The sequence below is a fragment of the Brevibacillus sp. 1238 genome, assembly GCF_029892995.1.
GTDB lineage: Bacteria > Bacillota > Bacilli > Brevibacillales > Brevibacillaceae > Brevibacillus > Brevibacillus parabrevis.
In genome coordinates, this window is sequence record NZ_JARXWC010000007.1 from 38,673 (window position 1) to 62,238 (window position 23,566).

23 protein-coding genes are annotated in these 23,566 nt (G+C 47.9%); 20 read left to right on the top strand and 3 right to left on the bottom strand.

Annotated features, from left to right (window positions below):
• The 10 genes from rplI (at position 1) to M2298_RS17310 (ending at position 11,217) form a co-directional block, all read left to right on the top strand.
• On the top strand, positions 1-444 hold the full coding sequence (gene rplI / locus M2298_RS17265; RefSeq protein WP_122962248.1) for a 50S ribosomal protein L9: 444 nt from the start codon (positions 1-3) through the stop codon (positions 442-444).
• A gap of 24 nt (positions 445-468) precedes the next feature.
• Entirely contained in the window at positions 469-1,818 is a 1,350-nt protein-coding gene (gene dnaB / locus M2298_RS17270) for a replicative DNA helicase (protein WP_122962249.1), read from the top strand.
• Positions 1,819-2,034: 216 nt separating this feature from the next.
• The gene (locus M2298_RS17275; RefSeq protein WP_122962250.1) at positions 2,035-3,321 is read left to right on the top strand and encodes an adenylosuccinate synthase; all 1,287 of its coding nucleotides are present in this window, start codon (positions 2,035-2,037) and stop codon (positions 3,319-3,321) included.
• 161 nt (positions 3,322-3,482) lie between these two features.
• Positions 3,483-3,692 (top strand): hypothetical protein, encoded by a 210-nt coding sequence (locus M2298_RS17280; protein WP_007780462.1) that lies wholly within the window; start codon positions 3,483-3,485, stop codon positions 3,690-3,692.
• A gap of 334 nt (positions 3,693-4,026) precedes the next feature.
• On the top strand, positions 4,027-5,523 hold the full coding sequence (locus tag M2298_RS17285) for a M23 family metallopeptidase (RefSeq protein ID WP_122962251.1): 1,497 nt from the start codon (positions 4,027-4,029) through the stop codon (positions 5,521-5,523).
• A gap of 184 nt (positions 5,524-5,707) precedes the next feature.
• Positions 5,708-6,418: a response regulator YycF gene (gene yycF / locus M2298_RS17290; protein ID WP_122962252.1), complete on the top strand. Its 711-nt coding sequence runs from the start codon at positions 5,708-5,710 to the stop codon at positions 6,416-6,418.
• Positions 6,418-8,241, top strand: coding sequence for a cell wall metabolism sensor histidine kinase WalK (walK, locus tag M2298_RS17295; RefSeq protein WP_122962398.1), 1,824 nt, complete (start codon positions 6,418-6,420; stop codon positions 8,239-8,241). Before yycF ends, walK begins: the two co-directional genes overlap by 1 nt.
• Positions 8,238-9,620, top strand: coding sequence for a YycH family regulatory protein (locus M2298_RS17300; protein WP_217021981.1), 1,383 nt, complete (start codon positions 8,238-8,240; stop codon positions 9,618-9,620). Before walK ends, M2298_RS17300 begins: the two co-directional genes overlap by 4 nt.
• Entirely contained in the window at positions 9,607-10,380 is a 774-nt protein-coding gene (locus M2298_RS17305; protein WP_122962254.1) for a two-component system regulatory protein YycI, read from the top strand. The genes M2298_RS17300 and M2298_RS17305 overlap by 14 nt, the downstream gene beginning before the upstream one ends.
• Positions 10,381-10,428: 48 nt before the next feature.
• Entirely contained in the window at positions 10,429-11,217 is a 789-nt protein-coding gene (locus M2298_RS17310; protein WP_063231647.1) for an MBL fold metallo-hydrolase, read from the top strand.
• Here the strand turns inward: M2298_RS17310 and M2298_RS17315 are convergent.
• Positions 11,212-11,448 carry a hypothetical protein gene (locus M2298_RS17315; protein WP_173597202.1) on the bottom strand — a complete coding sequence of 79 codons (237 nt, stop codon included), beginning with the start codon at positions 11,446-11,448 and terminating at the stop codon, positions 11,212-11,214. The two genes, M2298_RS17310 and M2298_RS17315, sit on opposite strands and share 6 nt — an antisense overlap.
• 269 nt (positions 11,449-11,717) lie before the next feature.
• Here M2298_RS17315 and M2298_RS17320 point away from each other — a divergent pair, with 269 nt between their 5' ends.
• Positions 11,718-12,938 carry a S1C family serine protease gene (locus M2298_RS17320; protein ID WP_122962257.1) on the top strand — a complete coding sequence of 407 codons (1,221 nt, stop codon included), beginning with the start codon at positions 11,718-11,720 and terminating at the stop codon, positions 12,936-12,938.
• A gap of 142 nt (positions 12,939-13,080) precedes the next feature.
• Here the strand turns inward: M2298_RS17320 and M2298_RS17325 are convergent, their stop codons facing one another.
• Entirely contained in the window at positions 13,081-13,293 is a 213-nt protein-coding gene (locus M2298_RS17325) for a hypothetical protein (RefSeq protein ID WP_173597203.1), read from the bottom strand.
• Between the two features lie 319 nt (positions 13,294-13,612).
• Between M2298_RS17325 and M2298_RS17330 the strand changes: the two genes are divergently transcribed.
• From M2298_RS17330 to M2298_RS17350, 5 genes are all read left to right on the top strand, one after another.
• On the top strand, positions 13,613-13,861 hold the full coding sequence (locus M2298_RS17330; RefSeq protein ID WP_242773407.1) for a CxxH/CxxC protein: 249 nt from the start codon (positions 13,613-13,615) through the stop codon (positions 13,859-13,861).
• A gap of 6 nt (positions 13,862-13,867) precedes the next feature.
• The gene (gene rlmH, locus M2298_RS17335) at positions 13,868-14,347 is read left to right on the top strand and encodes a 23S rRNA (pseudouridine(1915)-N(3))-methyltransferase RlmH (protein ID WP_063231642.1); all 480 of its coding nucleotides are present in this window, start codon (positions 13,868-13,870) and stop codon (positions 14,345-14,347) included.
• A 94-nt stretch (positions 14,348-14,441) separates the two neighbouring features.
• Positions 14,442-15,575, top strand: a complete 1,134-nt coding sequence (locus M2298_RS17340; protein ID WP_122962258.1) for a DUF262 domain-containing protein — start codon at positions 14,442-14,444, stop codon at positions 15,573-15,575.
• Positions 15,572-16,684: an AAA family ATPase gene (locus M2298_RS17345; protein ID WP_122962259.1), complete on the top strand. Its 1,113-nt coding sequence runs from the start codon at positions 15,572-15,574 to the stop codon at positions 16,682-16,684. Before M2298_RS17340 ends, M2298_RS17345 begins: the two co-directional genes overlap by 4 nt.
• A 16-nt stretch (positions 16,685-16,700) precedes the next feature.
• Entirely contained in the window at positions 16,701-17,651 is a 951-nt protein-coding gene (locus tag M2298_RS17350; RefSeq protein WP_122962260.1) for a hypothetical protein, read from the top strand.
• A 335-nt stretch (positions 17,652-17,986) separates the two neighbouring features.
• Here M2298_RS17350 and M2298_RS17355 read toward each other — a convergent pair whose 3' ends face one another.
• On the bottom strand, positions 17,987-19,030 hold the full coding sequence (locus M2298_RS17355) for a zinc-binding alcohol dehydrogenase family protein (protein WP_217021984.1): 1,044 nt from the start codon (positions 19,028-19,030) through the stop codon (positions 17,987-17,989).
• A gap of 123 nt (positions 19,031-19,153) precedes the next feature.
• Here M2298_RS17355 and M2298_RS17360 point away from each other — a divergent pair, with 123 nt between their 5' ends.
• The 4 genes from M2298_RS17360 to M2298_RS17375 all read left to right on the top strand — a co-directional run bounded on the left by M2298_RS17360 (position 19,154) and on the right by M2298_RS17375 (position 23,365).
• Entirely contained in the window at positions 19,154-19,531 is a 378-nt protein-coding gene (locus M2298_RS17360) for a winged helix-turn-helix transcriptional regulator (protein ID WP_122962262.1), read from the top strand.
• A 449-nt stretch (positions 19,532-19,980) separates the two neighbouring features.
• Positions 19,981-20,973, top strand: a complete 993-nt coding sequence (locus tag M2298_RS17365; RefSeq protein ID WP_173597206.1) for an ABC transporter substrate-binding protein — start codon at positions 19,981-19,983, stop codon at positions 20,971-20,973.
• Between the two features lie 247 nt (positions 20,974-21,220).
• Positions 21,221-22,708, top strand: a complete 1,488-nt coding sequence (locus tag M2298_RS17370) for a helix-turn-helix domain-containing protein (RefSeq protein ID WP_280648779.1) — start codon at positions 21,221-21,223, stop codon at positions 22,706-22,708.
• A 156-nt stretch (positions 22,709-22,864) separates the two neighbouring features.
• On the top strand, positions 22,865-23,365 hold the full coding sequence (locus tag M2298_RS17375) for an ABC transporter substrate-binding protein (protein ID WP_280648780.1): 501 nt from the start codon (positions 22,865-22,867) through the stop codon (positions 23,363-23,365).
• The last annotated feature ends 201 nt before the right edge of the window (positions 23,366-23,566 follow it).

The following is a 23,566-nucleotide window of genomic DNA, read 5'->3' on the forward strand; positions in this document are numbered from 1 at the left end:
ATGAGAGTCATTTTTCTTCAAGATGTAAAAGGCCAAGGTAAAAAAGGCGAGATTAAAGATTTGTCTGAAGGCTACGTACGCAACTTCCTGCTGCCGCGCAAACTGGCAAAGGAAGCGACAGATAGCAACGTGAAAACATTGGACGCTCAAAAGCGCAGCGAAGAGAAACGTAAGGAGCAGGAAAAACTGGAAGCGCAAGAACTTGGCGTGAAGCTGGGCGAGCTGACAGTGAAAGTAGCAGGAAAAGCTGGCGAGGGTGGACGACTGTTCGGAGCGATTTCCAGCAAGCAAGTCGCACAAGCGCTGGAAGAGCAGTTCAAAATCAAGCTGGACAAACGCAAGCTGGAGATGGATGCGATCCGTTCCCTTGGCGTAACCCAAATCAAAGTGAAGCTGCACAATGAAGTAACGGCGACACTCAAAGTTCACGTGGTGGAAGAATAATGACGCAAACTTGGAGGGTGTGACGTGAGCGACCTGTTTTTGGATCGTGTCCCGCCGCAAAACAAGGAAGCGGAACAATCGGTACTCGGTGCCGTGTTCTTGTCTAAGGAAGCTTTAATCACGGCTATCGAGATTCTCCGTCCGGAAGATTTTTATAAGACAGCGCATCAGCGTATTTTTCAAACGATGGTGGACCTGTACGAGAAGGGCGAGCCAGTCGACCTGGTTACCGTAACCGCAGATTTGCAGGACCACAAGCTGTTGGACGAAGTTGGCGGCGTAACGTATTTGACGGAAATCGCCAGTTCCGTTCCGACAGCAGCGAATATCGAATACTATGCCAAAATCGTCGAAGAAAAAGCTTTGCTGAGACGATTGATTCATACGGCAACCAAGATCGCCAACGACGGCTACTCCCGCGAAGACGATGTAACAGAGATCATCGCGGATGCCGAGAAGTACATCATGGAAATCGGGCAAAATCGCAACAGTGGCGGTTTTACACCCATTCGTGATGCCCTGTTGGAAACGTATGAGCGGATCGAGTTTTTGAGTCAACGCCGCGGAGACATTACGGGTATTCCATCGGGATACACCGATTTGGATAAAATGACCGCAGGATTTCAGCGCAGCGACCTGATCATTTTGGCGGCGCGTCCTTCTGTAGGGAAAACGGCTTTTGCCTTGAATGTCGCACAAAATGTAGCTGCACGAGCTGGAGAGACAGTCGCCATCTTCTCGCTGGAGATGGGTGCTTCCCAGCTGGTACAGCGTATGATCTGTGCGGAGGGCAATCTGGACGCTTCGCGCATGCGTTCCGGGACGTTGGAGGAAGATGATTGGCAGAAGCTGACGATGGCGATTGGGACACTGGCGAAAGCGCCGATTTTTATCGACGATACGCCAGGGGTAACCGTTCAGGACATCCGGGCAAAATGCCGCCGTCTGCAAGCAGAGCGCGGCCTCGGCATGATTCTCATCGACTACTTGCAGCTGATTCATGGCCGAGGCAAAGGCGACAACCGTCAGCAGGAAGTATCGGAGATTTCCCGTACGCTCAAAGGGATTGCCCGTGAGCTGAATGTGCCCGTGATCGCCCTGTCTCAGCTCAGCCGTGGTGTAGAGCAACGGCAGGACAAGCGTCCGATGATGTCTGACATTCGTGAGTCCGGTTCGATTGAGCAGGACGCCGACATCGTAGCGTTTCTGTACCGTGATGACTACTACGACAAGGAATCAGAAAACAAAAACGTGATTGAAGTCATCATTGCCAAACAGCGTAACGGCCCTACCGGAACAGTTGAGTTGGCGTTCCTCAAAGAATTTAACAAATTCGTCAGCCTGGATCAGCGCTTCCGAAACCAGGCAGGGTAATAGAAGAAAGAGAAAAACCGAAGCCGGAGTAAATTCCGGCTTTTTTTCTTGGCCAAAAAGATTGACAAGGCCAAGTTTTCTAAATTGAATTGCCGAACATATAATCTTTCCACTATTTAAATGTTCGTATTTTCCGTTGACATGCAAGAAATGGTTTAGTACACTTAGATTGTTTCAGGCCCAAAAGGACATGATGATATCAGGAGGTGTTTTTCGATGTCAACAGTCGTTGTCGTCGGAACCCAGTGGGGCGATGAAGGTAAAGGTAAAATTACAGACTATTTGGCTGAAAGCGCAGAAGTAGTAGCTCGTTACCAAGGTGGTAACAATGCAGGCCATACCATTATTTTTGATGGTAACAAATATAAGCTGCACCTGATTCCATCCGGAATTTTCTATACTGACAAGACCTGCGTAATCGGAAACGGCATGGTAATCGATCCGAAGGCATTGGTAAAAGAACTGGAGTACATTCACAGCTTCGGATTCTCTACGAAAAACCTGAAAATCAGTGATCGTGCGCATGTCATCATGCCATACCACATCAAGCTGGATGGCGTGGAAGAAGATAGCCGCGGAGCTAACAAAATCGGTACAACCCGCAAAGGGATTGGCCCGGCATACATGGACAAGGCAGCTCGCATCGGTATCCGTATCGCTGACTTGCTCGATCGTGAAGAGTTTGCTCGCAAACTGGAGCGCAACCTGGCAGAGAAAAACATGCTGCTGGAAAAGCTGTACAATACAACTGGTTTCGAACTGCAAGAAGTGCTGGATGAGTACCTCGCTCTGGCTGAAATCATTCGTCCATACGTAGCTGATACTTCTGTTGTACTGAACGACTCTATCGATAACGGCAACCGCGTTCTTTTTGAAGGCGCACAAGGGGTATTGCTCGATATCGACCAAGGCACGTATCCGTACGTAACGTCCTCCAATCCGATTGCAGGTGGAGTGACAATCGGTTCCGGTGTGGGACCAACCAAGATCAACCAAGTAATCGGTGTAGCAAAAGCATACACCACGCGCGTAGGTGACGGTCCGTTCCTGACTGAGCTGACTGACGCTACTGGCGATCACATTCGCGAAGTTGGCTTCGAATACGGCACCACAACTGGTCGTCCGCGCCGCGTAGGCTGGTTTGACAGCGTAGTCGTTCGCCACGCTCGTCGCGTGAGCGGTATTACTGGCTTGGCGATCACCAAGCTGGATACTTTGTCCGGTATTGAGACTCTGCGCATTTGCACAGCGTACAAATACAACGGCGAAATCATCGAATCGTTCCCTGCAAACCTCAACCTGTTGGCAAAATGCGAGCCGGTTTACGAGGAACTGCCAGGCTGGACAGAAGACATTACAGGTGTTCGCAACCTGAACGACCTGCCAGAAAACGCTCGTCACTACATTGAGCGCATCACCCAATTGACTGGTATTCCAATGTCGATCTTCTCCGTAGGACCAGATCGCGAGCAAACCGTTGTTGTACGCGGCATTTGGGGATAAGCATCACGTCAATAGCATACGTCCTCGCCAGTACATGTGCTGAGAGGCGATAAGAAAAGCTGTCGATGATTCGGCAGCTTTTCCTTTTTTTACGGACAGACAAGAAACGACACCCTCTGGGCATAAGGTTAGACATAAGGAGAAATGGAGAGGTGATCGTGATGATGGGATTTGATCAAAAAGCCAAGAAGCTGCTTGGGAAAAACGTACAGGTGAAGATGATCAACGGCGTCGTGATCAAAGGAACCATGACACATTTCAACAACGGTTACCTTTGCTTCATCACCACTTACAAGCAGCAAAATGACGCTGAAAAGACAACGATTCGCAGACTCGCACTCAAAGATGTAACATCGATGCAAGAAGTGTAAGTCTGGATGTCCGCGACGAAATAAGCCATCTTTCCGTACGATCAGGAAAGATGGCTGTTTATTGTTTGCCTTAGGCTATTGCTCTCCCAGTAATGAAAATATCCCCCAAATGTTTGTCCATCTGGTGAATATTCGCTCGTCATAATTTTTATTCGACAGCAATTTACACTTGATGTTGTCGTGAAACTTATGGTAAAGTCGACATAGTTGGTTTCTTTGGGCATTTTGGCAGATAATTGGAAACTAAATTTTGGGATATATGACCTAGTCGGTATTTTTAAAATTTTCGGAAATGGAACGAGATAGTTGTATCTGTTTTCAGGAGGGACAAGTTATGCAATGGTCTGAGTGGACGGCCAAGCTGCAAGAACGGTCAGAACGTATCGTTCGAGATTGCAGCGATCTGGCGAAACGCGCAATGAAACGTACAAGCTCGTACATCCAAGAACATAAAAAGCAGACACTTTCCATCGCAGCGGGATTGGTCGTTACGGTGGCAGCGGGAGCTTCTGCACAATATTACTACACGAGCAATGTCACATCCGTTTATCATGTCATCGTCAACGGACAGGAAATCGGTGTGGTGAACGACCCGAAAGTCATTCATGACTGGACGACAGCGAAGCTGGAAGAGGAAAAAGCAAAAAAAGGTCTGAACCTGACGCTCGCTGATTATGTAACATTCCAGGAAGAGCGTGAATTTAAAGCATCTTACGACAACGATGCAGCTGTCAAAGCACTTGCTTCGATCGCAGACATCAAAGTTCAGGCAGTGAAGCTGATCATTGACGGAAAAGTAGTCGGTTACTTGCCTGATCAGGAATCAGCAGACAAAGTGCTGGCTGACGTGAAGCAAAAATATTCCGGCGTTCCAGCTTTGACTGGCAAGCAAGCGGCAGTAGCAGCAGCTTCCATGTCTGAAGTGAAAGCAAACCCGGTAAAAGAAGTAACATTCAAAGAAAACGTAGAGTTGCAGACCGAACCAGTAGCTGCAGCTCAAATTTTGCCTGCCGAAAAAGTGGAAGAACTTTTGGTCAAAGGCTCTTTCAAAGATTTGAAACACACCGTAGTTGAAGGAGATTGCATCGGTTGCATCGCCAAAAAATACGGCATTACTTCAAAAGACATCTATGCCAACAACCCGGGCATTACGGAAAATACACTTTTGCAGCTCGGTCAGGAAATCAATGTGACAGCGATTCGTCCGTTGGTTACCGTACGGGTAAAGGAAGAAGTATCCCAGCAAGAAATGATCGCGTTCTCTACGCAGATCAATAACAACGAGAAGCTTCCCAAAGGGGAAACAAAGGTTATTCAAGAAGGTAAAAACGGTACGAAGCTCGTTCAATACGAAGTAGTGAAAGAAAATGGACAAGTTGTCGATCGCAAGGTTATCAAACAAGATGTAGTTGCACAGCCTGTAGCAAAGATCATGGAACGCGGAACAAAAGTGATTCCTTCGCGCGGGACAGGCCGTTTGAGCTGGCCAGCCAGCGGATATGTGAGCAGTGGCTTCGGTTCTCGTTGGGGCAGACTGCATAAAGGAATTGATATTGCCGGACAAGGTTCTGTCATGGCGGCAGACAACGGCCGCGTAAAATTCGCGGGCTGGGACGGCGATTACGGAAAAGCAATCATCATCGACCACGGCAATGGCATGGAGACGCTGTACGGTCACTTGAACACGATCAGCGTAAAAGTCGGCGATGTTGTTGAACAAGGAAAGAAAATTGGCGTTAAGGGTTCGACAGGAGACTCCACAGGTGTCCATCTTCATTTTGAGGTTCATCAAAATGGACGAGTTCAAAACCCGATTCGTTACTTAAAATAGACATGTAATTTTTGGATGAAGAAGGGCGACTCTTTGGAGGAGCCCTTTTTGTCGTATCAGGATGCTTTTGCATACAAGGGCAGGGAGTGTCTGGCAGGGGTTTCTATGCAGGCCGGACATGGTGTATTGTAGAGGAATAGCGATGTGCGAAGTGGAATTGTTATAAGGAAAAGGAGGGAGCGGGATGGCAAAACTCCTCGTGGTAGATGATGAAAAGCCGATTGCAGATATATTGAAGTTCACTTTTGAAAAAGAAGGGTACCAGGTGGTGTGCGCCTACGATGGCGATGAAGCGCTCGTTGTCGTGCAGGATGAGAGACCGGACCTGATTTTGCTGGATGTCATGCTGCCTGGCAGGGACGGGATGGATGTATGCCGCGCTGTCCGTCAAACACATGATATCCCGATTATCATGCTGACAGCCAAGGACTCGGAGCTGGACAAGGTGCTTGGATTGGAGCTGGGGGCGGACGATTACGTCACGAAGCCTTTCAGTACGCGCGAGCTGGTGGCACGGGTGAAGGCTCACTTGCGCCGCAATCGTCCGAAAGCCGAAGAGAAAGACAGCCAGCATCTGTTGCGGGTACACGAGCTGGAGATCGATTTAAATTCCTACACGGTGGAAAAAGTGGGAGAGCTGCTGGATTTGACTCACCGCGAGTTTGAGCTGCTGATGTACTTGGCCCGCCACCAGGGACAGGTGATGACGCGGGAGCACCTGCTTCAGTCTGTTTGGGGCTTTGACTATTTTGGCGATGTGCGGACAGTGGACGTTACGATTCGCCGCTTGCGTGAAAAGATCGAGGACGATCCTAGCCAGCCGAAGTACATTATCACTCGTCGCGGCTTGGGCTACACGATGCGCAATCCCGGAGTGGGAGGCACGCCTGGATGATGAGGCGGCTGTTTAAAACGATCCAGTGGAAAATGGTCGTCATCTACATGCTGCTGATCCTGCTTGCTATGCAGTTCATCGGCGCTTATTTCGCTCGGGAAGTGGAAAGCTATTACATAAATAACTTTTCAGAGGCTTTGAATGCTCAAGCGAGTCTGTTGGCGAGTCTCCTGGAAAGCGATTTGCGGCCGCGTGACGGAAAAGAACCGAGCGTGGAGCAAAATCGCCAGGACATCGACAATCTCATCAACAACCTGGTGAAAATAAACGGTGCCAACGTCCAAGTCATTGACCAGACGGGAACGGTGGTCAGCACGACAGAGGACAAGAGCACGATCGGCCAGCGTACCTCGCAGCCGGAAGTTACGGTGGCATTGCTCGGAACGCGCAGTGAATCGATGCGGATTGATCCGCGGACCGGAGCGCGAGTCAAAGTGCTGGTACTGCCCGTAAAAGGCGATCAGATTGTCTACGGCGCTGTCTACATGATGGCTTCCATGGAAGGAACCTATACGACGATTCGCAAAATGAACGGGATCTTGGCGACGGGCACGATGTTTGCGCTCGTCATCACAGCGGTGCTTGGCGTGGTGCTCGCCCGGACCATTACGAAGCCGATCAAGGAAATGACGAAGCAGGCCAGGCTTGTTGCCGATGGTGATTTTAACAGCAGTGTGCGCGTGTACAGCGACGACGAGATCGGACAACTGGGGATGGCTTTCAACCATATGACGCTGCGGTTGCAGGAAGCGATTTTGCAGCAGGAAGAAGAGCGAGAAAAGCTCGCCGGTATTTTGAGCAACATGACAGACGGCGTGATTGCGGCCAACCGCAGCGATCAGATTATTTTGTTCAACCGCGCTGCGGAAGAGATGCTGCAAGTGCGAATGGCTGACGTCCTGCGCAAAAAGAGAACGTTGGCTGATTTGCTGGGGCTTCCCCCTGAGGACGAAATGTCGTTGTACGCCCAGGAGGAGCCGCTCTTCATTGAAATGCGCCTGCCCAATCAGGAAGAAGTTATTTTGCGCGTGACGTTTACGCCGTTGCAGCACGACAGCGGCAAAAAGGGCGGAATCATCGCAGTAGTGGCAGACGTAACAGAGCAGCAGCGGCTGGAGCAACAGCGCAGGGAGTTCGTCGCCAACGTATCGCACGAGCTGCGCACTCCACTGACGACGATCAAAAGCTATGTAGAAGCTTTGCTGGATGGTGCGGTGGACGAGCCTGATCTGTCCAATCGCTTCTTGAAAGTCACCATGTCCGAGACGGAGCGGATGATCCGTCTGGTCAACGACTTGTTGCAGCTAAGTCGCTTCGACTCCCAAGGTGTGCGCCTGCATTGCAAGGAGGCGGACCTCGGCCGGCTGTTGCGCTATGCGGCGGATCGCTTTTCCATCTTCAGCGAGCAGCAGGAAGTTCAGCTTGCCGTTGATGTGCCGAGCAAGCTCCCGCCTGTTTACATCGACCTGGATGCGATCAATCAGGTACTGGACAATTTATTGTCCAATGCGATCAAGTATACGTCCCAAGGCGGCACGGTCGTGCTCTCTGCCAAAGAAAACCGCAGCCTGAACCGTGTGCAAATCTCCATCAGCGATACAGGGATCGGGATACCTGCCCGTGATTTGAAGCGGATTTTCGAACGGTTCTATCGGGTGGACAAAGCCCGCTCGCGGGGACAGGGAGGTACTGGTCTGGGACTGGCTATCGCTCGTGAACTGGTACAGGCCCATGGCGCAGATATCGAGATTACCAGCGAATGGAACGTGGGGACGACGGTGACGTTCTGGGTCCCATTTGCCCAAGGAGGTAGTGCGGGATGAAGCGGATGCTGGAGCCTGCCAAGACCGTCTTGCTTATCGTGCTGGTAGTGTCCAGTTTTTGCCTGACAGCGATGCTGTGGGCGAACCAGCCCAATTTGCAATTTATCGAGCCTGCACAATATACAGAGTCCAAGCCCGTCAAGGAAAAGACGTTGGAGCAACTGGTCACTCCGGAGTCGGTGGTCTTTCATTACGGGGAAGAACGCCATACGCGGGCAGTCGCCACGGATGCTCCGTACAGCTTGATCGTGAGTGAGATGTCCAAGTGGATTTTTCTCGATTTTTCTCCGTATGCGTTGTCGAATGACAAGTGGGGGGAAATTGCCCGGGAAAAGTTAGGGATCGAGGTTCGCTTTCGCAGCACGATTCCTTTGTCGATTGTTGGCCGCTTGGTAACGTTTCGCGACGAGTATGACCGCGAAATCAAAGGAATCGACCGGATTTGGCTGTACTACGAAAAAGACGAGGATGTCGTCTATGCGCTATTTCTCTCCACAGAGGAAGGCCGCATGATGCGTTCCCGCACGTCGATCAGTCCGAAAGATTTGCGAGAGTCGTATCTGGCTTCCGGAAGCTCCATGCCGGAGCAAATCATGAAGGTGGTCAAACCGGAGCGAACTTTTACAGCGATTGAAGGACCAGCGCCGATTTGGAGTACGTATTATTTGCCGAAAAATCAGTCGCGCATGCAGCAATTCCGCTACAGCTATGTGCCAGTCACCAACGATCGTCTGATGGAAGCGTATTTTATCGACCAGTCGCTGGTGAGGCAAATCATGGAGCGGGACAAGACGGTTATTTTTACAGACGGAAGCAGATCCATTCAGTTGAGGGCAGAGCAGCAGGCGATTACTTTTACAGACCCGGCTTACCAGCAGCGGGCGCAAGAGTTGTCTGACGAGGAAAAAGTCCAAGGTGCAGTTACTTTTATCAACAAGCATCTCGGATGGCTCGATGACTTTCATTTTGAGCGGATTAAAAAAAGCTACAATGAAAAGGACCTGATTACGTTCCGGCAGTATGTAGGCGCCTATCCGTTGGTCAGCACAAGTGTGCCGATTCAGATTGATACGATCCAGATTACTTCGGAAGCGGGACAAGTTGTGACAATGAATCGCTCTCTGCTCGATTTGGACAAATATATTGGCAACAGCGAGCAGACCATCCTGTCGGGACCGGAGCTGTATCAGTTGATCAGGGACAAAAAACTGGCGGATACGGAGCAAATCACCAATGCGTATCTCGCCTATCAAACGGTCATCGGAAACGGTTATGTCGACTTGATCCCAACCTGGATCGTCGAGCTGGCGAATCAGGGGAATCTCTATATTCTCGCACGGGTGCAGCAGGGAGGGGGAGAGACGCATGGATTGGAGTAGAACCAAGACCATTCTGATCTGGGCCTTCCTGCTGCTCGATCTGTTTCTGTGCTACCAGGTGTACGTGACGCGCATCAGCTTGTGGAATGACAAGGAAGTGGCGCAGGGCGAGAAGTGGAATATGGAGATGTATCTCAACCAGCAAAATATTTCCCTGGACACGGAAGTGCCTCAGGAAACGCCCGAGATGGCTTATTTGGACGCTGAATACGTCGGGATTAATCCGATTAACCTGCATGATTTACCAGGGATTCAAGCTACGGTGGAAAAGATGTCGCTTGCGGCAAGACTTGATCCGCCGATTCAGCTTCGCGGTCAGCTGACGCCAAATGAGTTGCTGCGTCAGATCGGGCCAAAACTGATGTACGCCGATCAGTACGGGCCGGATTCGTACCAGTCGAACCAATCACGTCTGCTGTACTGGCAAGTTCACGAAAAGATGCCGATCTACATTGCCCCTTTGGAAGTGTACTTGGAAAGCGGGACGATTTTGGGATACAGGCAAACCTTTTTCCATGTACGGGAACAAAAAGGCGTGCGCCAGGTCATCTCCGGCTACAAAGCATTGCAGTCGATGGTGGAAAAGAAAATCATTCAGCCGGGAGAACGGATTGAGAATGTCAGCTTGGGCTATTACGGTTCATATGACGCGGACATTCAGGCGCTTGCTCCGGTATGGCGAGTCATTCACGACGGCAAGCAGCATTTTGTCAATGCGTTCACAGGTGCTCTGGAGCGCGCGATGGTTACGAACAGGTAGCAGATATAGACAGACTGTCAGGGAAAGTTACGGGAAGAGGGATGTTCGGTGAGATTTAGTGTGTTGGCAAGCGGGAGCACAGGCAATGCCATTTACGTAGCGACAGATCGTGTTTCCGTGCTGATCGATGTGGGGATTACGGGCAAACAGGCAGAGGCGGCGCTTCAGACGATCGGCGTCAATCCAGCCGATTTGAGTGCGATTCTCGTTACGCACGAGCACGTCGACCATATCAAAGGGGTCGGAGTGATGGCGAGGCGATACGATCTGCCGATTTACGCCAATGAAAAAACGTGGGCAGAGCTGAACGGGCAGATCGGCACGATCAAGGAAGACCAGAAGCGGCTCTTTGCCGTAGGAGAGAAGCAAGAGCTTGAGGATTTGGGCATTGAATCGTTTGGCATCTCGCACGATGCGGCGGAGCCGATGGGCTTTTGCTTTTACCATGGCAAAAAAAAGCTGAGTGTCGCAACAGACCTGGGCTATGTCAGCGATCGGATCAAGGAGACGATTCGCGGTGCGGATGCGTATGTATTTGAATCCAACCACGATGTGGAGCTGCTGCGCATGTCGCAATATCCGTGGAGCATCAAGCGGCGCATTTTGAGTGATGTGGGCCACTTGTCCAATGAAGCGGCAGGCGACGCCCTGATCGATTGTCTCACAGGGGGAGCAGAGCGAGTGTATTTGGCTCACTTGAGCAAGGAGAACAACATGATCGACCTCGCCAGACTGACGGTGAAAAACATTTTGGAGGAAAAAGGTCTGGCGGTCGGCAACGATGTGCATTTGCGCGATACATACCCTGATCGGCCGACCAAGCTGGAAGAGCTATAGGAGCGGTTTGGTCTGGGTTTGGCGACGGCTGATGGCGTTCGAAAGCTGGGCGATCGTATCGAGTTGAAAGCTCAGTTGACTATCCAGCTCGTTCACTTTTTCTGTCAGTTCGTCATGTGTCAGCAAGCCTTTGGCAACGAGGATATCGATGAGAGCGTGCAGGACAAGCGTGTTGTGGTAATCGGTTTCTTGCAGATCGGCAAGCTTGGCGATGATCTGTACCTCTTTCATATCTATCAACCCTTTCATATTGGATGGGGTCGTAAAAAGCTTCTAATCTAGCATATCCGGGCTCTCGGTGAAATATTCCGAGGGCTTTTTGCATTCCACAACCTTTCCATATTTCTCACGCGATTTTGCCGAAACCAAGACGTATACTAAGGGTGTCAAAAGGAAGCAGTCAACCAGAACTCATACATGCAAACCTGTGATACAGGTGTATAGGAGTAACGCAAACCTGTAACCCTAGTATTAGTAGAGGAAGAAGGAGAGTGTGAATCATGGGGTACTATGATGATTTGACTCATGTGGAGCGGAAAAAACGAAGCGGTTCAATCGGTCGTACTGTTCTGACGTCAGTAACGTCAGCGGTGATTGGGGGAATGGTCGTCCTGCTCATGCTGCCGACTCTCTCCAACTCCGGATATATCAACATGGTCAAGCCAGGGACAACGAATGTCATGAGCAACCCGGCAGCCAACCTGTTTGCCCAGCCTGTCTCTGTAAAGGTGGAAACGGGTACAGTCAACGCAGTGAAAAAAGTGGAGAACGCAGTAGTCGGCGTGATTAATATCGGACGAACTCGAACCAACTGGTTCAGCAATACACAAGATGTCGAGCAGGGCGAAGGCTCTGGCGTCATTTTCGAGAAAAAGGGCGGAAAAGCCCACATCATCACCAACTACCACGTAATCGATCAGGCGCAGAAGCTGCAAATTGCTTTGCCAACTGGTGAAAAGGTAGACGCGAAGGTTTTGGGTGCCGACCCGTACGCTGACTTGGCTGTTCTGGAGATCGATGGAGCGAAAGTAACGACAGTAGCTGAGCTTGGGGATTCCTCCACGCTGCAAGTAGGCGAGCCGGCCATCGCGATCGGGAACCCGCTGGGAATGAAGTTTTCCCGCACCGTGACGCAAGGTATCATCAGCTCGCTGGAACGCTCGATGCCAATGGACTTTAACGAAGACGGCCAGGACGACTGGGAGCTGGACGTTTTGCAAACGGATGCCGCGATCAACCCGGGCAATAGCGGGGGCGCACTGGTCAACATCGAAGGCCAGGTCATCGGGATCAACACCTTGAAGATTTCCAAAGAAGGCGTGGAAGGCTTGGGCTTTGCCCTCCCAATCAATGATGTAAAAGTCATCGTCAGCGAACTGATGGAAAAAGGCAAGCTGGAGCGCGCTTACCTCGGCGTGCAGCCATTCGACCTGACAAACGTGCCGCGAGTGCATTGGAAAGAAACACTGAATCTGCCGGACGATGTGCAGGCAGGGGTAGTGGTTCAAGGCGAAGTAGGCAAATTCTCCCCAGCAGGGCAAGTCGGCCTGAAGCAATATGACGTCATCGTCAAGCTGGACAACAAGGACATCTCGAATGGCGCCCAGTTGCGCAAATTCTTGACCTTGAACAAAAAGCCAGGCGATTCGGTGGTCATCACTTACTATCGCGATGGTGTTAAGAAGACAGCTACAGTTAAGTTGACGAAAACACCGCAGTAAGTAGAGGCAAAGCATCGATTGGAATGACTCGTGAAATGACCCGCGCTTGCTATGGCGGCTGATGGCTTACGTATGCCGGATGCCGCTCCTTTTTCAAGCGAGGACAGACGGATGGTAGATGTAAGCTGATGCCGTTCCTCTTTCAAGCGAGGAGAGACGGATGGTAGATGTAAGCCGGATGCCGTTCCTCTTTCAAGCGAGACAGACAGATGGCATATGTAAGCCAGGCCGTGTGAGTGTAAGCGTTGCGGCAAGAAGGCAGTATGTTGGTGCTGGTGGCTTGTGGCGGCATGAAAAGCCCGCAAGACGAGCAATCATTGGTGGCAATTCCGGGACGAATTTGTCCCGTTTGCATATATGTTCCCCCCTCTATCTATTTTTAAATAGATCCCTTCATTGAAGAGCGTCGAGCTGAGATCGGCGCTCTCTTTTTTTGCTGTTTAACATGTTTGTGCTGGGGTATCTTCGCGTTCTTCCGTGCATCTTTATTTATGGTTCAGGAGGTGCTGGGAGTCCAGTGCTCTGGCGCGGGCTACGGGCTAGGTTATGACGTGACGGAGCGTCCACGATGACAAGTCAGCTTAGCTCGGTTCGAAGCAGATGGATTTGTTTTGCGGGCGTTCTGGGGTAGAATAGGAAACGACATGAAAATGCGCGGAAAAGAGGCAATGGACATGGACAAAGGCAAAATGATGGAGAGCATTCAAATAGATGGACAAAAGGTGGAGTTGGAGGCGGGATTTCCGGTGCGGTTTTCTTGCATGGAGCATGTGGAGCAGGAGCTGGACGACTACGTAAACGACTTCGAGGCAGCGCCGGACACCTATCCAGCAAAAGCAATTGACGACGATGCAGCAGACAAGCGCTGCCGAGTATGCGGCGAGCCAGGCCAGATTGCGCTTTTGAAAGAGAAAGGAATGTAGACGATCGTGCAAATCACAATCATTACGGTAGGCAAACTAAAGGAAAAATATTTGCGCGAAGGCATCGACGAGTACAGCAAGCGCCTGTCTGCCTACTGCAAGCTGCAAGTAATCGAAGTCAGCGACGAAAAGGCTCCGGAAGAAATGAGCGCCGCCGAAATGGAGCAGGTGAAGCGCAAAGAAGGCGAGCGCATCCTGGCGCAGATCAAGCAGGACCAGTACGTAATCGCGCTGGCGATCGAGGGACAGATGTGGTCATCGGAAAAGCTGTCGGCGGAACTGGACAGGCTGGCTCTGCATGGGCGCAGCCAGGTGGCATTTGTGATCGGCGGATCGTTGGGACTGGCAGACACGGTTCTGAAGCGTGCGGATGCGCTGTTGTCGTTTTCAAAGATGACGTTTCCGCATCAGTTGGTGCGGTTGGTGTTGTTGGAGCAGGTTTATCGGGCGTTTCGGATTAGTCGGGGGGAGCCTTATCATAAGTGACGCAAATTTAAAGTGAGATAGCTTATGGGAGATATGTATTTGAAGATAAGCTAGGGTTATAATTAATAAGAGAACTTTTGAGTGGGGTGAAAGAATGTCCAATCTTACTGGCCAATTATCTCTTGATGATTTTTATAGAAGCAGTGATGTTGAAAAAACAGATGAATCAAGCGATATGTTAATAACAAATCCATTCGATCCAGCAAAGATTGATATAACTCAAAAATCACTAACAATTGATTTGCTCATTAAAAGATTGAAAGAAGACGAAATAAATCTCTTAACTGACTTTCAAAGAAAAGGGGGGTTATGGGACGTCGGACAACAGAGCAGGTTGATTGAATCATTAATCATTAGAATTCCTTTACCAGCTTTCTATTTTGACGGCAGTAACGACAATAACTGGTTAGTTGTTGATGGGCTTCAGCGCCTAACTACATTAAAGAGGTTTTTTATTGATAAAGATTTAAGACTGAACAGCATGGAATATGTTACACAATTTGAGGGTTTTACTTACGATCAGTTACCAAGGCATATTCAAAGAAGGGTTGAAGAAACCCAAATAATTGCCTTTATTATAAACGATGGAACACCTGAAGAAGTAAAGTACAATATTTTCAAAAGAATCAATACCGGTGGGGTTCCTTTGACGCCTCAAGAAATTCGCCATGCTTTAAATCAAGGGGTGGCATCTGCTTTCCTAACAAAATTAGCAGGAAGTGAAGAGTTTTTACAAGCCACTTGCCACTCTATTAAATCAGATAGAATGGAAGATCGTGATTTTGTGTTGAGATTTTTAGCTTTTACTATGACGCCTTATCAAAATTATACTCCGGATTTAGAAAACTTTTTGAATTCCTCAATGAGTCTTCTTAATAAAAAAAGTGAGAAGGAATTAAAGCAGTTAGAAGAAAAATTTAAAAAAGCCATGGTTAATTCGATAAGGATATTTGGTGACGATGCTTTTCGGAAAAGATATAACGTTGGTGATACACGAAAGCAAATTAATAAGGCTTTATATGATACTTGGTCAGTTAATTTAGGCGGTCTAAATGACGAGCAAAGCGAGATGGTTGTTAGCTGTAGTGGTTTAGTAAAGGAAAAGTTTATTAACCTCATGAAAGATAAGAATTTTGATGGTGCCATTTCTCAGGGAACAGGTGACCCTCGAAGGGTCCAATACAGATTCTCAAAGGTTGAGAAACTAATAAGGGAAGTGTTAACGTGATAACGGGAGTTCGTTTAAAAAATGTAAAGTGTTTTCAAGACCAATTTATAAAGTTTGGTCCTCTAACATTATTTACAGGATTAAACGGAGCAGGTAAATCGACTATTCTTCAATCCCTTCTTTTGTTAAGACAGTCTTATTTGCAAGGTACTATATTTAATCAGGGTTTATCATTGAATGGTGATTTAATATACTTAGGTACTGGTCAAGACTTACTAAACGAGAATGCAGAAAGCGAAGAAATCGGTATTGAATTGCAATTTCGTAATGATGAGAAGATAAGCTGGGTGTTCGATTATGAAAAATCGGCAGATTTATTACCAATCAGAGAAACGAATTATGATAACAAAATGATCGATATTTTCTCTGAAAAATTCCAGTACCTGAGTGCAGAAAGAATTGGGCCACGAACATATTTCAACCGGTCTAATTACAAAGTAAAACAACAAAATAACCTGGGGATAAACGGTGAGTATACCACCCATTTCCTTTCTGTTTTCCAAAATGAAAGTATCCAAAATAATCACCTCATTCATCCAGAAGGTGTTTCAGACAATTTAAAAGCACAAGTCGATGCTTGGCTAAGCATAATAACACCGGGTACAAAGATTGTTATTGGTGAACATACAGATATGGATATTATTAGCCTAAGGTACCGATTTACTGGCGATAGGGATTTGAGTAACACTTTTAGAGCTACAAATGTAGGGTTTGGATTAACATATACATTACCTGTTCTAGTTGCCTTGTTAGCTGCCAAGCCAGGTACAGTTTTGCTAATTGAAAATCCAGAAGCACATTTGCACCCTAAAGGACAGTCCATAATTGGAAAGTTAATGGGACTTGCTTCAATGGGGGGAGTTCAAATTCTTACAGAAACTCATAGTGATCATGTGCTTAATGGAATTAGATTGGCTATCCACGGCGGACATGTATCACCGGATAACGTTTCCATCAATTTCTTTGCAAAACGAGAAAAACAAGGAAATATTTTGCATTTAGTCGAAAATTTAAAAATTGATAAGAATGGTCGAATTGATAGTTGGCCGGAAGACTTCTTCGATGAGTGGGATAAAAGCTTAGACCAACTACTTAATATTACTGATTAAAGGAGGGAAGGGAAATTTGGACTTAGTATTCAATGAGTTATCCCTTTCCAAACCATTAGATAGTCTAGCCGAAGCAAGAAGTAGGATGGGAAATTTCGTAGAAATTATTCAACACTTATTTCGTGACGGATTAAGTAAGGACTTAAGAGTTACAGATGATTTTCTACATTTGTTATTGGCAAACGACTATAGGATAGTACAATGGTTAAATGATAGCGAAGTTGACAGGGAAATCAAAAGATTTTTTAAAGCTAGGATTTCAAGGAAACCATACATCGATGCACACACTGAATCACATTTATATAATCATTTTGTAAGTTCTGAATTCATGTACAATGGATTTAACAGCAGAGGGTTAGGGGTTGCGTTTCTTTTAGATGGAGTTGGGATTAGTGTGTTTTCTCATGAACAGTGGAATACACATTCAGTAGAAGCAAGTTTTATTGAATTAGATTCTCAGGGTGAACTATACGAAGAAAGAATTCAAATTCGTCATATTAGCACTTTTTCACATTTCGAATTTCATAAACCATACTACGAACAAAGAAAATGGTTAAATATTGAGCAGTTAGATTGGAGAAATTCATTAGAGGAGTTATTTCCGTCTTTAGAGTTTTGTGAACGTGCTGTAGCTCAATTGTATGAGTACGGAAAAGGTGAACATATACTCAAACAAATAAAAGGTAGATTAATTGAACTTGAAGAATACTTCAATGCTTGGAGTGAAGGTGGGTTTGATAGTTCGTTATTTTCTTTTAAAGTAACCCCTGAAAGTCAAAGAACTCTAGAACACTTTAAAGAAGAACATACTTTCTTATGCCCCGACGGGCAATATAGGGTTTTTTCTTGGCATTTAAGGATGACGCCTGGAGCAGGACGTATTTTCTTTATACCAGATGAAACTACTCGAAAATGTATTATAGGACATATTGGAAACAAATTAAAGACGGTGAATGACCCAACTTAACATCCCTCCTACTTGAAAGGAACCGAGTTGTTTTTAAGAAAAAACTCGGATTCTTTTTTTAATACATTTCTTACTGCAAAAAAAGCAAAGTTGCCTAAGCAGCCAAGACAGATAGCGATTTAGACATATTGATGTAATTTCGCATTAGCGATGATACGGTGAACCATACCACAAGTAAAGAAAGTTTCTACAGAGACGGAATTAGGAAAAATTTGTCTCCCCAACACCATACCATTTATACCCAAAAAGCCCCCACATTAGCCAGGGGGCCTTAAAACTGTCTATTCACATTACCGCCATTTAGAACCAAACATGACTACTTCGTCTTCGCAGTATCAGAATTTTTCCAAAACAATTTTCCCAATGGTCCGTCCGGATTCCAACTTTTCATGCGCGAGACGAAGGTTTGCTGCATTAATAGGCTCCAGTCGTTCAGTCAGTGTAGTTTTTATTTTTCCATCGTCGATTAAGTTCGCCAGTTCATTCAACAATTCGTGTTGTTTCATCATGTCATTGGTATGAAACAAGGACCGTGTAAACATGAACTCCCATACAAATGTTACACTCTTAGAAAACAGCAAGTCCATTTTCAGGCTCCCTGCCCAGGTAGCCTTATTTACAGGAACGATCGAGCAAATTTTACCTTGGGGCACGATGACTTCCGCCATGTTTTCAAGATGTTGAACAGTATCATTCAAGCAAAAGATATAATCTACAGCGTCAATGCCAACTTCCTTGAGTTGAGGGTGAAAAGCGTTGTTGTGGTTTATGGTAAAATCCGCACCGAGATTTTTGACCCATTGGATTGACTCTGGACGTGAAGCCGTACCGATGACGGTCAAACCTGCTGCTTTTGCAAGTTGAATGGCAATCGATCCTACTCCTCCAGCTGCACCGATAATCAGTATGTTTTTGTTTTCACCTGTATTTGCGCTAATTCCCAAACGATCAAACAGGCCCTCCCATGCAGTTATCGAGGTAAGCGGTAATGCAGCGGCGGCTGCGAAATCCAAACTTCTTGGCATATTTCCCACAATACGTTCATCAACCAAATGAAATTCACTGTTACTGCCTGGACGAGACACGCTGCCCGCATAATAAACCTTGTCCCCAGGTTTAAACAATTGGCAGTCTGGACCAACCTGTTCTACGATTCCAGCGGCATCCCAACCAAGAATTTTCGGTGACTCGGCTTCGTAGTTATGTGTTTCGCGAACGCCTACGTCGGCAGGGTTGACTGAGATTGCTTTTACACGTACAAGCAAATCGCGGCCTGTAGGTTCTGGTTTATCCAAGTGCAGATCAATAAGGCTTTCCGGGTTGGATATGGGGAGGTATTGGTAAGCACCGACAGCTTTCATCTTTTGGTGAGTATTCATGGGTATCATCCTCTCAATAGGAAATGTTGTATAGTTGCATTGTAAATCGATGCAATTACTTTAAGTAAGTACGCATATTTTTATGGTATAGTATTAAAAATCAAACCATTGGGGGATAAGCTGATGGGAGACCGGAGAAATAAATATGGAGCAAGTCCGGATATGCAAGCATGTCCGGTTGAAACAACGCTGGATGTTATTGGTGGAAAATGGAAGGGGATTATTCTCTATCAGCTCCTAAACGGAACGAAAAGATTCAATCAATTAAGGCGCCTCAATCCGGGAATAACGCAGTTTATGCTCACATTGCAGTTAAGAGAGCTTGAACGGGATGGCGTCATTCATCGCGAAATATATAAAGAGGTTCCTCCGAGAGTGGAATACTCCCTTACTGATTTCGGAAGGACTTTGGAACCGATCATTATGTCAATGAAAGCATGGGGGGAGTCTTATAAAGTACGGCTTACTGAAAATCGAACGATACAAGAAGAGGAAAATTAAGGCGGTGGGTACAAGGCCACAGCTACGGGAAGGAAATCAGATATATATCATTTGAAGGCCATCCCCGCAAAGGATGGCCTTCGTAACTTGCTGTTACAGACAGCGCGGAGAACCTTACTATGAGTAAGGGGTCGTTTTTGCGGAATGCCTTGCGGGGCATGGATCTTCAGGGAAAGAGAACGATGGATTCGTTGGAGAGGTGAATAGTGCCATGAATTATATCGAAACGAATTTAGCGGACAATATCTCATATGATGACATAACTCAGCTCGCCTGGTGCTCTACGTATCATTTTCAACTAATGTAATCGTATGCGCGCATACAACTTGGACAAAATCAATCGTCCATTTTTAGTTTGTCCATTGAGTACGGCACAGTTATCCATTACGATTACCTTTATACTGATAACGATTATCATTTTCTTTAATAATTTTCGGGGGAGAACTTATATGCATCGAGGATCCAAAGCATTCGTTCTATTAAGCACTTTTGCGCTGATGGGGGGACTATTGCTAGGCTGCGGCAACAACGAGGCGAAGGAAAGCCAATCGGCAAGTCCTAGCCCTGTCGCTGAAACGGCGAAAGCGTCTGCCGCAACGACTCGTATGTTCACGGATTGGGCGAAGCATGAGGTCGAAGTTCCGGTCACACCGCAGCGCGTCATTTATCATGGAGAGACGACGGGGGATTTGCTTGCCCTTGGCGTCGAACCGATCGGAATCATGAAGCAGGCTATTGAGGGCACTGTGTTGGAAGACAGGCTGCCGGCTGCCCAGGACGTTGGATTTCCGCTGAACGTAGAGAAGGCTTTGACGCTTAACCCGGATCTCATTATTTTCTCTAACTCCGACACACAGCAATACGAAGCGATTTCGAAGGTGGCTCCCACCGTCACCTTCAATACGTTCGATACGCTGGAAGTACGGATGCGCACCTTGGGCGATCTATTGAATAAGAAGCAAGAGGCGGAGGAATGGTTGGCGGCTTATACGGTTAAAGCGGCGGATATGTGGGCAAACCTGCGTGCAAACGGCATACAGGAGGGCGAAACGGCCTCTGTATTCACGATGTACCCGGGCAATCGTCTTTTCGTAATGGCAGGGGCGGGCCTCCCTCAATTCTTGTATGAAAAGGGCGGGTTCAAACCGTTGCCGATCGTTCAAGAATTAATCGACCAGCAGACCGGATTCATCGAGATATCCACGGAACTCCTTCCGAAATATGCGGCCGACCGTATCTTCATTCTGAATCCCGTCGATTCTGCGGCGCAGGATTCCACGAAAGAACTTCGTGCAAGTGAAGTTTGGCTGAATCTTCCCGCAGTGAAGAGCGGTAAGGTCTACGACTTCGATATTTTGAAAGCAAACAGCGATGCGACATCGAGGGAATGGATGATTACGGAATTGCCCAAAGTATTGTTAAACCAAAAAGGGAATCATTAACTCCCGAAACCTAAAGCCAACATGAAGAAGCTCTTCAACGCTTGTTGAAAAGCTTCTTTTTTTTATTTATAATGTCCTCAATTGATAATCGTTCTCACATATGGAAAGAAGGTGTCCTATGACTCCGTCTCCGACAGTCCCTATACCGCTGCATTCCTTGTTGTTTCATTATATAAATGTCGAATTGCTCAACCATGGCGCCGGCGCGGTATTAGCCGAAGAAGTTACTTCAAGTTATACGTTATTCGTGTTTAAGAGTGGTAAAGGGAGAATCTATACGGAGTCGTTCAGCGCGGCCTTCTCGACGGACAGTGTTTTTCTACTTCCGCCTGCCGCCGTTTACCAATTCGAGAGCATGGACGATGGGCGAATCGAATATTTTCGGATCGCCTTTGGAGTGTTCCATATTGAGGACGGCAAAGCTGAGCCTTACAGTCAACCTTTATTCCCGGACCGCCAAGAGCTTCGCGTTTATCCGCAGTCGCAATGGAACGAATTGTTGGCCCAGTTGTATGTTGGCCATGCAAGCCGGCACGGCATAGAGGCGTACCGTCAACAATTGCAGTTCCAGGAGGTCATTGCCTTTCTGCTGGAGCATAATATGGGGGGCGATCAGTTGCAGGGTCCCACCCAAGCGGTAGAGCAAGCGATCCAATACATGCGAACGAGCTTCCAGGACCCGATCACCGTTGTCCAGCTCGCGCGCATGGCCAATGTTCCTTCGTGGCAGTTCACGTCGATTTTCAAAGAGCTGACCGGAAAAAACCCGCTCGATTACTTGACGGAGCTGCGTATTAATTGCGCCAAAGAGTTGTTAATCCGCACGGAGAGCCCCCTTCGGGAAATAGCTGAACTTGTCGGCTTTACCGATGAATACTATTTCAGTCGGCGCTTCAGGCACATGACGGGTTTCTCGCCCAGGCAATATGCCGTCTCCATGAGACAGAACATTCTCGTTAAAGATTGGAACGGCCACGAAGTACGAATCCCTTCCAACCCGCACCGGATTCTGTACTGCGGGGAAACCGCGGGCGATATTAGCGCGCTGGGTATTCCGTTAATTGAGAAGCAGCTCTTCTGCAAAGATACACCGCTTGATCAGGAGCTTGCTTCCAAGCTCTCGCCGGACTTAATTATCGTCGATCATTCCGATGAGAAGCTCTATTCGCAAATTTCGCGGATCGCACCCACCCTCGCCTACAATTCTCGCGGTTCGCTGAACGACCGGATGCTCATGCTCGGCGAGTGGTTCGGCAGAAAAAAAGAAGCCCAGCAATGGCTTCTTCATCATAATAGCGATACGTTGCTGATGTGGCGTCAGCTTCGGCCGCTCATACGGCCCGAGGAGACGGCTTCCGTGTTCGTCTTCCATCGGGGAAAGCGGTTGTTCGTGATGGGGAATATCGGTTTGTCCGCCATCTTGTATCATCCCGATGGATTCCGACCTGCGGGCAAGGTCCAGCAGATCATGAAATCAGGCAGGCCTTACAAGGAAATCACGGCCAAGACCATCCATCACTACGCTGGAGATCGCGTGTTCATGATGCTCCCGGAAAGCGCCGAGTCCAGGACTGCGATGGAGGAGTTCATGAACGGCCCGATCTGGAACAATCTCCCCGCCGTGAAAGACGGGTTCAGCTATGTGCTGGACGAGAGGAGTTGGAACTACGAGGACGCGAGGACGAGGGTCAAGCTGCTCTCCCTGCTGCCTACGCTCTTTACGCGGTCCTCATAGTATCACGGAGAGATAGATTATCCGGATTCTTTATCTAGTTACTTTGGCCGGAAAATATGGACTACAACGATTCAGGTGGACTATATCACAAGTGATAGCAAGCTTTCGGGAATAACCCCGTACAGAAATATTCGATAGCAGTTAGACCGAGATGTCGTGAACACGTTGCGGACGATGGGCGACATTGTGAACCGCAAAACGGAAGCGGAAGCGTGGATCGCCAAGTTTGAGGAAAAGCTGCAACGCATTCGCGACCAGATCGACGTGAAGATCAAACCAGGCACGACGGCGACGAGCTTCATTTTCTATGAAGGAGAGTTTCTGATCGGGGGAACGGATGGCACGCTCGGCAAGCTGATTTATGAGGATTATGGCTTCGAAATGCCCAAGAACCTGAAAAAGTTCAAGGACGGCGACACGGGGCTTTCGATCGAGGCATTTGTAGCCGAACCAGCCGACAACTTCTTTACACAGATGACCGAGGCAGAATTGCCAGGTTTGCTGGAGCGCTTTAAGGAGCCGATGTATCAAGGAATCCCGGCGATCAAGAACAGCCGCATCATCAACGTATCCCGCGAAAACTGGAACTACGGCCCTTACCTGGTGGATAAAGCGGTTGACGACCTGATCGCGCAAATGAAAAATCTGCAATTATAAATGATAAGGGGCCGAGTGTTGCTGGCGTGAAGCTTGGCAAATCGCAATGACCCCTTCCTTTCTTTTCCGGCATCCGATTGGGTGCCTTTTTGATTCGCTGGACAACATCTAACAGTTGGAGGTGCGGTTTTTTGTGCGTGGCGCCAATCAACCATGAGCGGGCTGTGTGTGGCCACCGTTGATCGGCTTATGCGCACATCA

Coding starts and splice junctions, on each gene's coding strand:
- M2298_RS17300 (WP_217021981.1), top strand. CDS start 8,238: ATGAAGCGGATGCTGGAGCCTGCCAAGACCGTCTTGCTTATCGTGCTG.
- M2298_RS17275 (WP_122962250.1), top strand. CDS start 2,035: ATGTCAACAGTCGTTGTCGTCGGAACCCAGTGGGGCGATGAAGGTAAA.
- M2298_RS17325 (WP_173597203.1), bottom strand. CDS start 13,293: ATGCAAACGGGACAAATTCGTCCCGGAATTGCCACCAATGATTGCTCG.
- rplI (WP_122962248.1), top strand. CDS start 1: ATGAGAGTCATTTTTCTTCAAGATGTAAAAGGCCAAGGTAAAAAAGGC.
- M2298_RS17365 (WP_173597206.1), top strand. CDS start 19,981: ATGCATCGAGGATCCAAAGCATTCGTTCTATTAAGCACTTTTGCGCTG.
- M2298_RS17330 (WP_242773407.1), top strand. CDS start 13,613: ATGGACAAAGGCAAAATGATGGAGAGCATTCAAATAGATGGACAAAAG.
- M2298_RS17320 (WP_122962257.1), top strand. CDS start 11,718: ATGGGGTACTATGATGATTTGACTCATGTGGAGCGGAAAAAACGAAGC.
- M2298_RS17315 (WP_173597202.1), bottom strand. CDS start 11,448: ATGAAAGAGGTACAGATCATCGCCAAGCTTGCCGATCTGCAAGAAACC.
- M2298_RS17340 (WP_122962258.1), top strand. CDS start 14,442: ATGTCCAATCTTACTGGCCAATTATCTCTTGATGATTTTTATAGAAGC.
- M2298_RS17280 (WP_007780462.1), top strand. CDS start 3,483: ATGATGGGATTTGATCAAAAAGCCAAGAAGCTGCTTGGGAAAAACGTA.
- walK (WP_122962398.1), top strand. CDS start 6,418: ATGAGGCGGCTGTTTAAAACGATCCAGTGGAAAATGGTCGTCATCTAC.
- M2298_RS17305 (WP_122962254.1), top strand. CDS start 9,607: ATGGATTGGAGTAGAACCAAGACCATTCTGATCTGGGCCTTCCTGCTG.
- M2298_RS17355 (WP_217021984.1), bottom strand. CDS start 19,030: ATGAATACTCACCAAAAGATGAAAGCTGTCGGTGCTTACCAATACCTC.
- M2298_RS17285 (WP_122962251.1), top strand. CDS start 4,027: ATGCAATGGTCTGAGTGGACGGCCAAGCTGCAAGAACGGTCAGAACGT.
- yycF (WP_122962252.1), top strand. CDS start 5,708: ATGGCAAAACTCCTCGTGGTAGATGATGAAAAGCCGATTGCAGATATA.
- M2298_RS17360 (WP_122962262.1), top strand. CDS start 19,154: ATGGGAGACCGGAGAAATAAATATGGAGCAAGTCCGGATATGCAAGCA.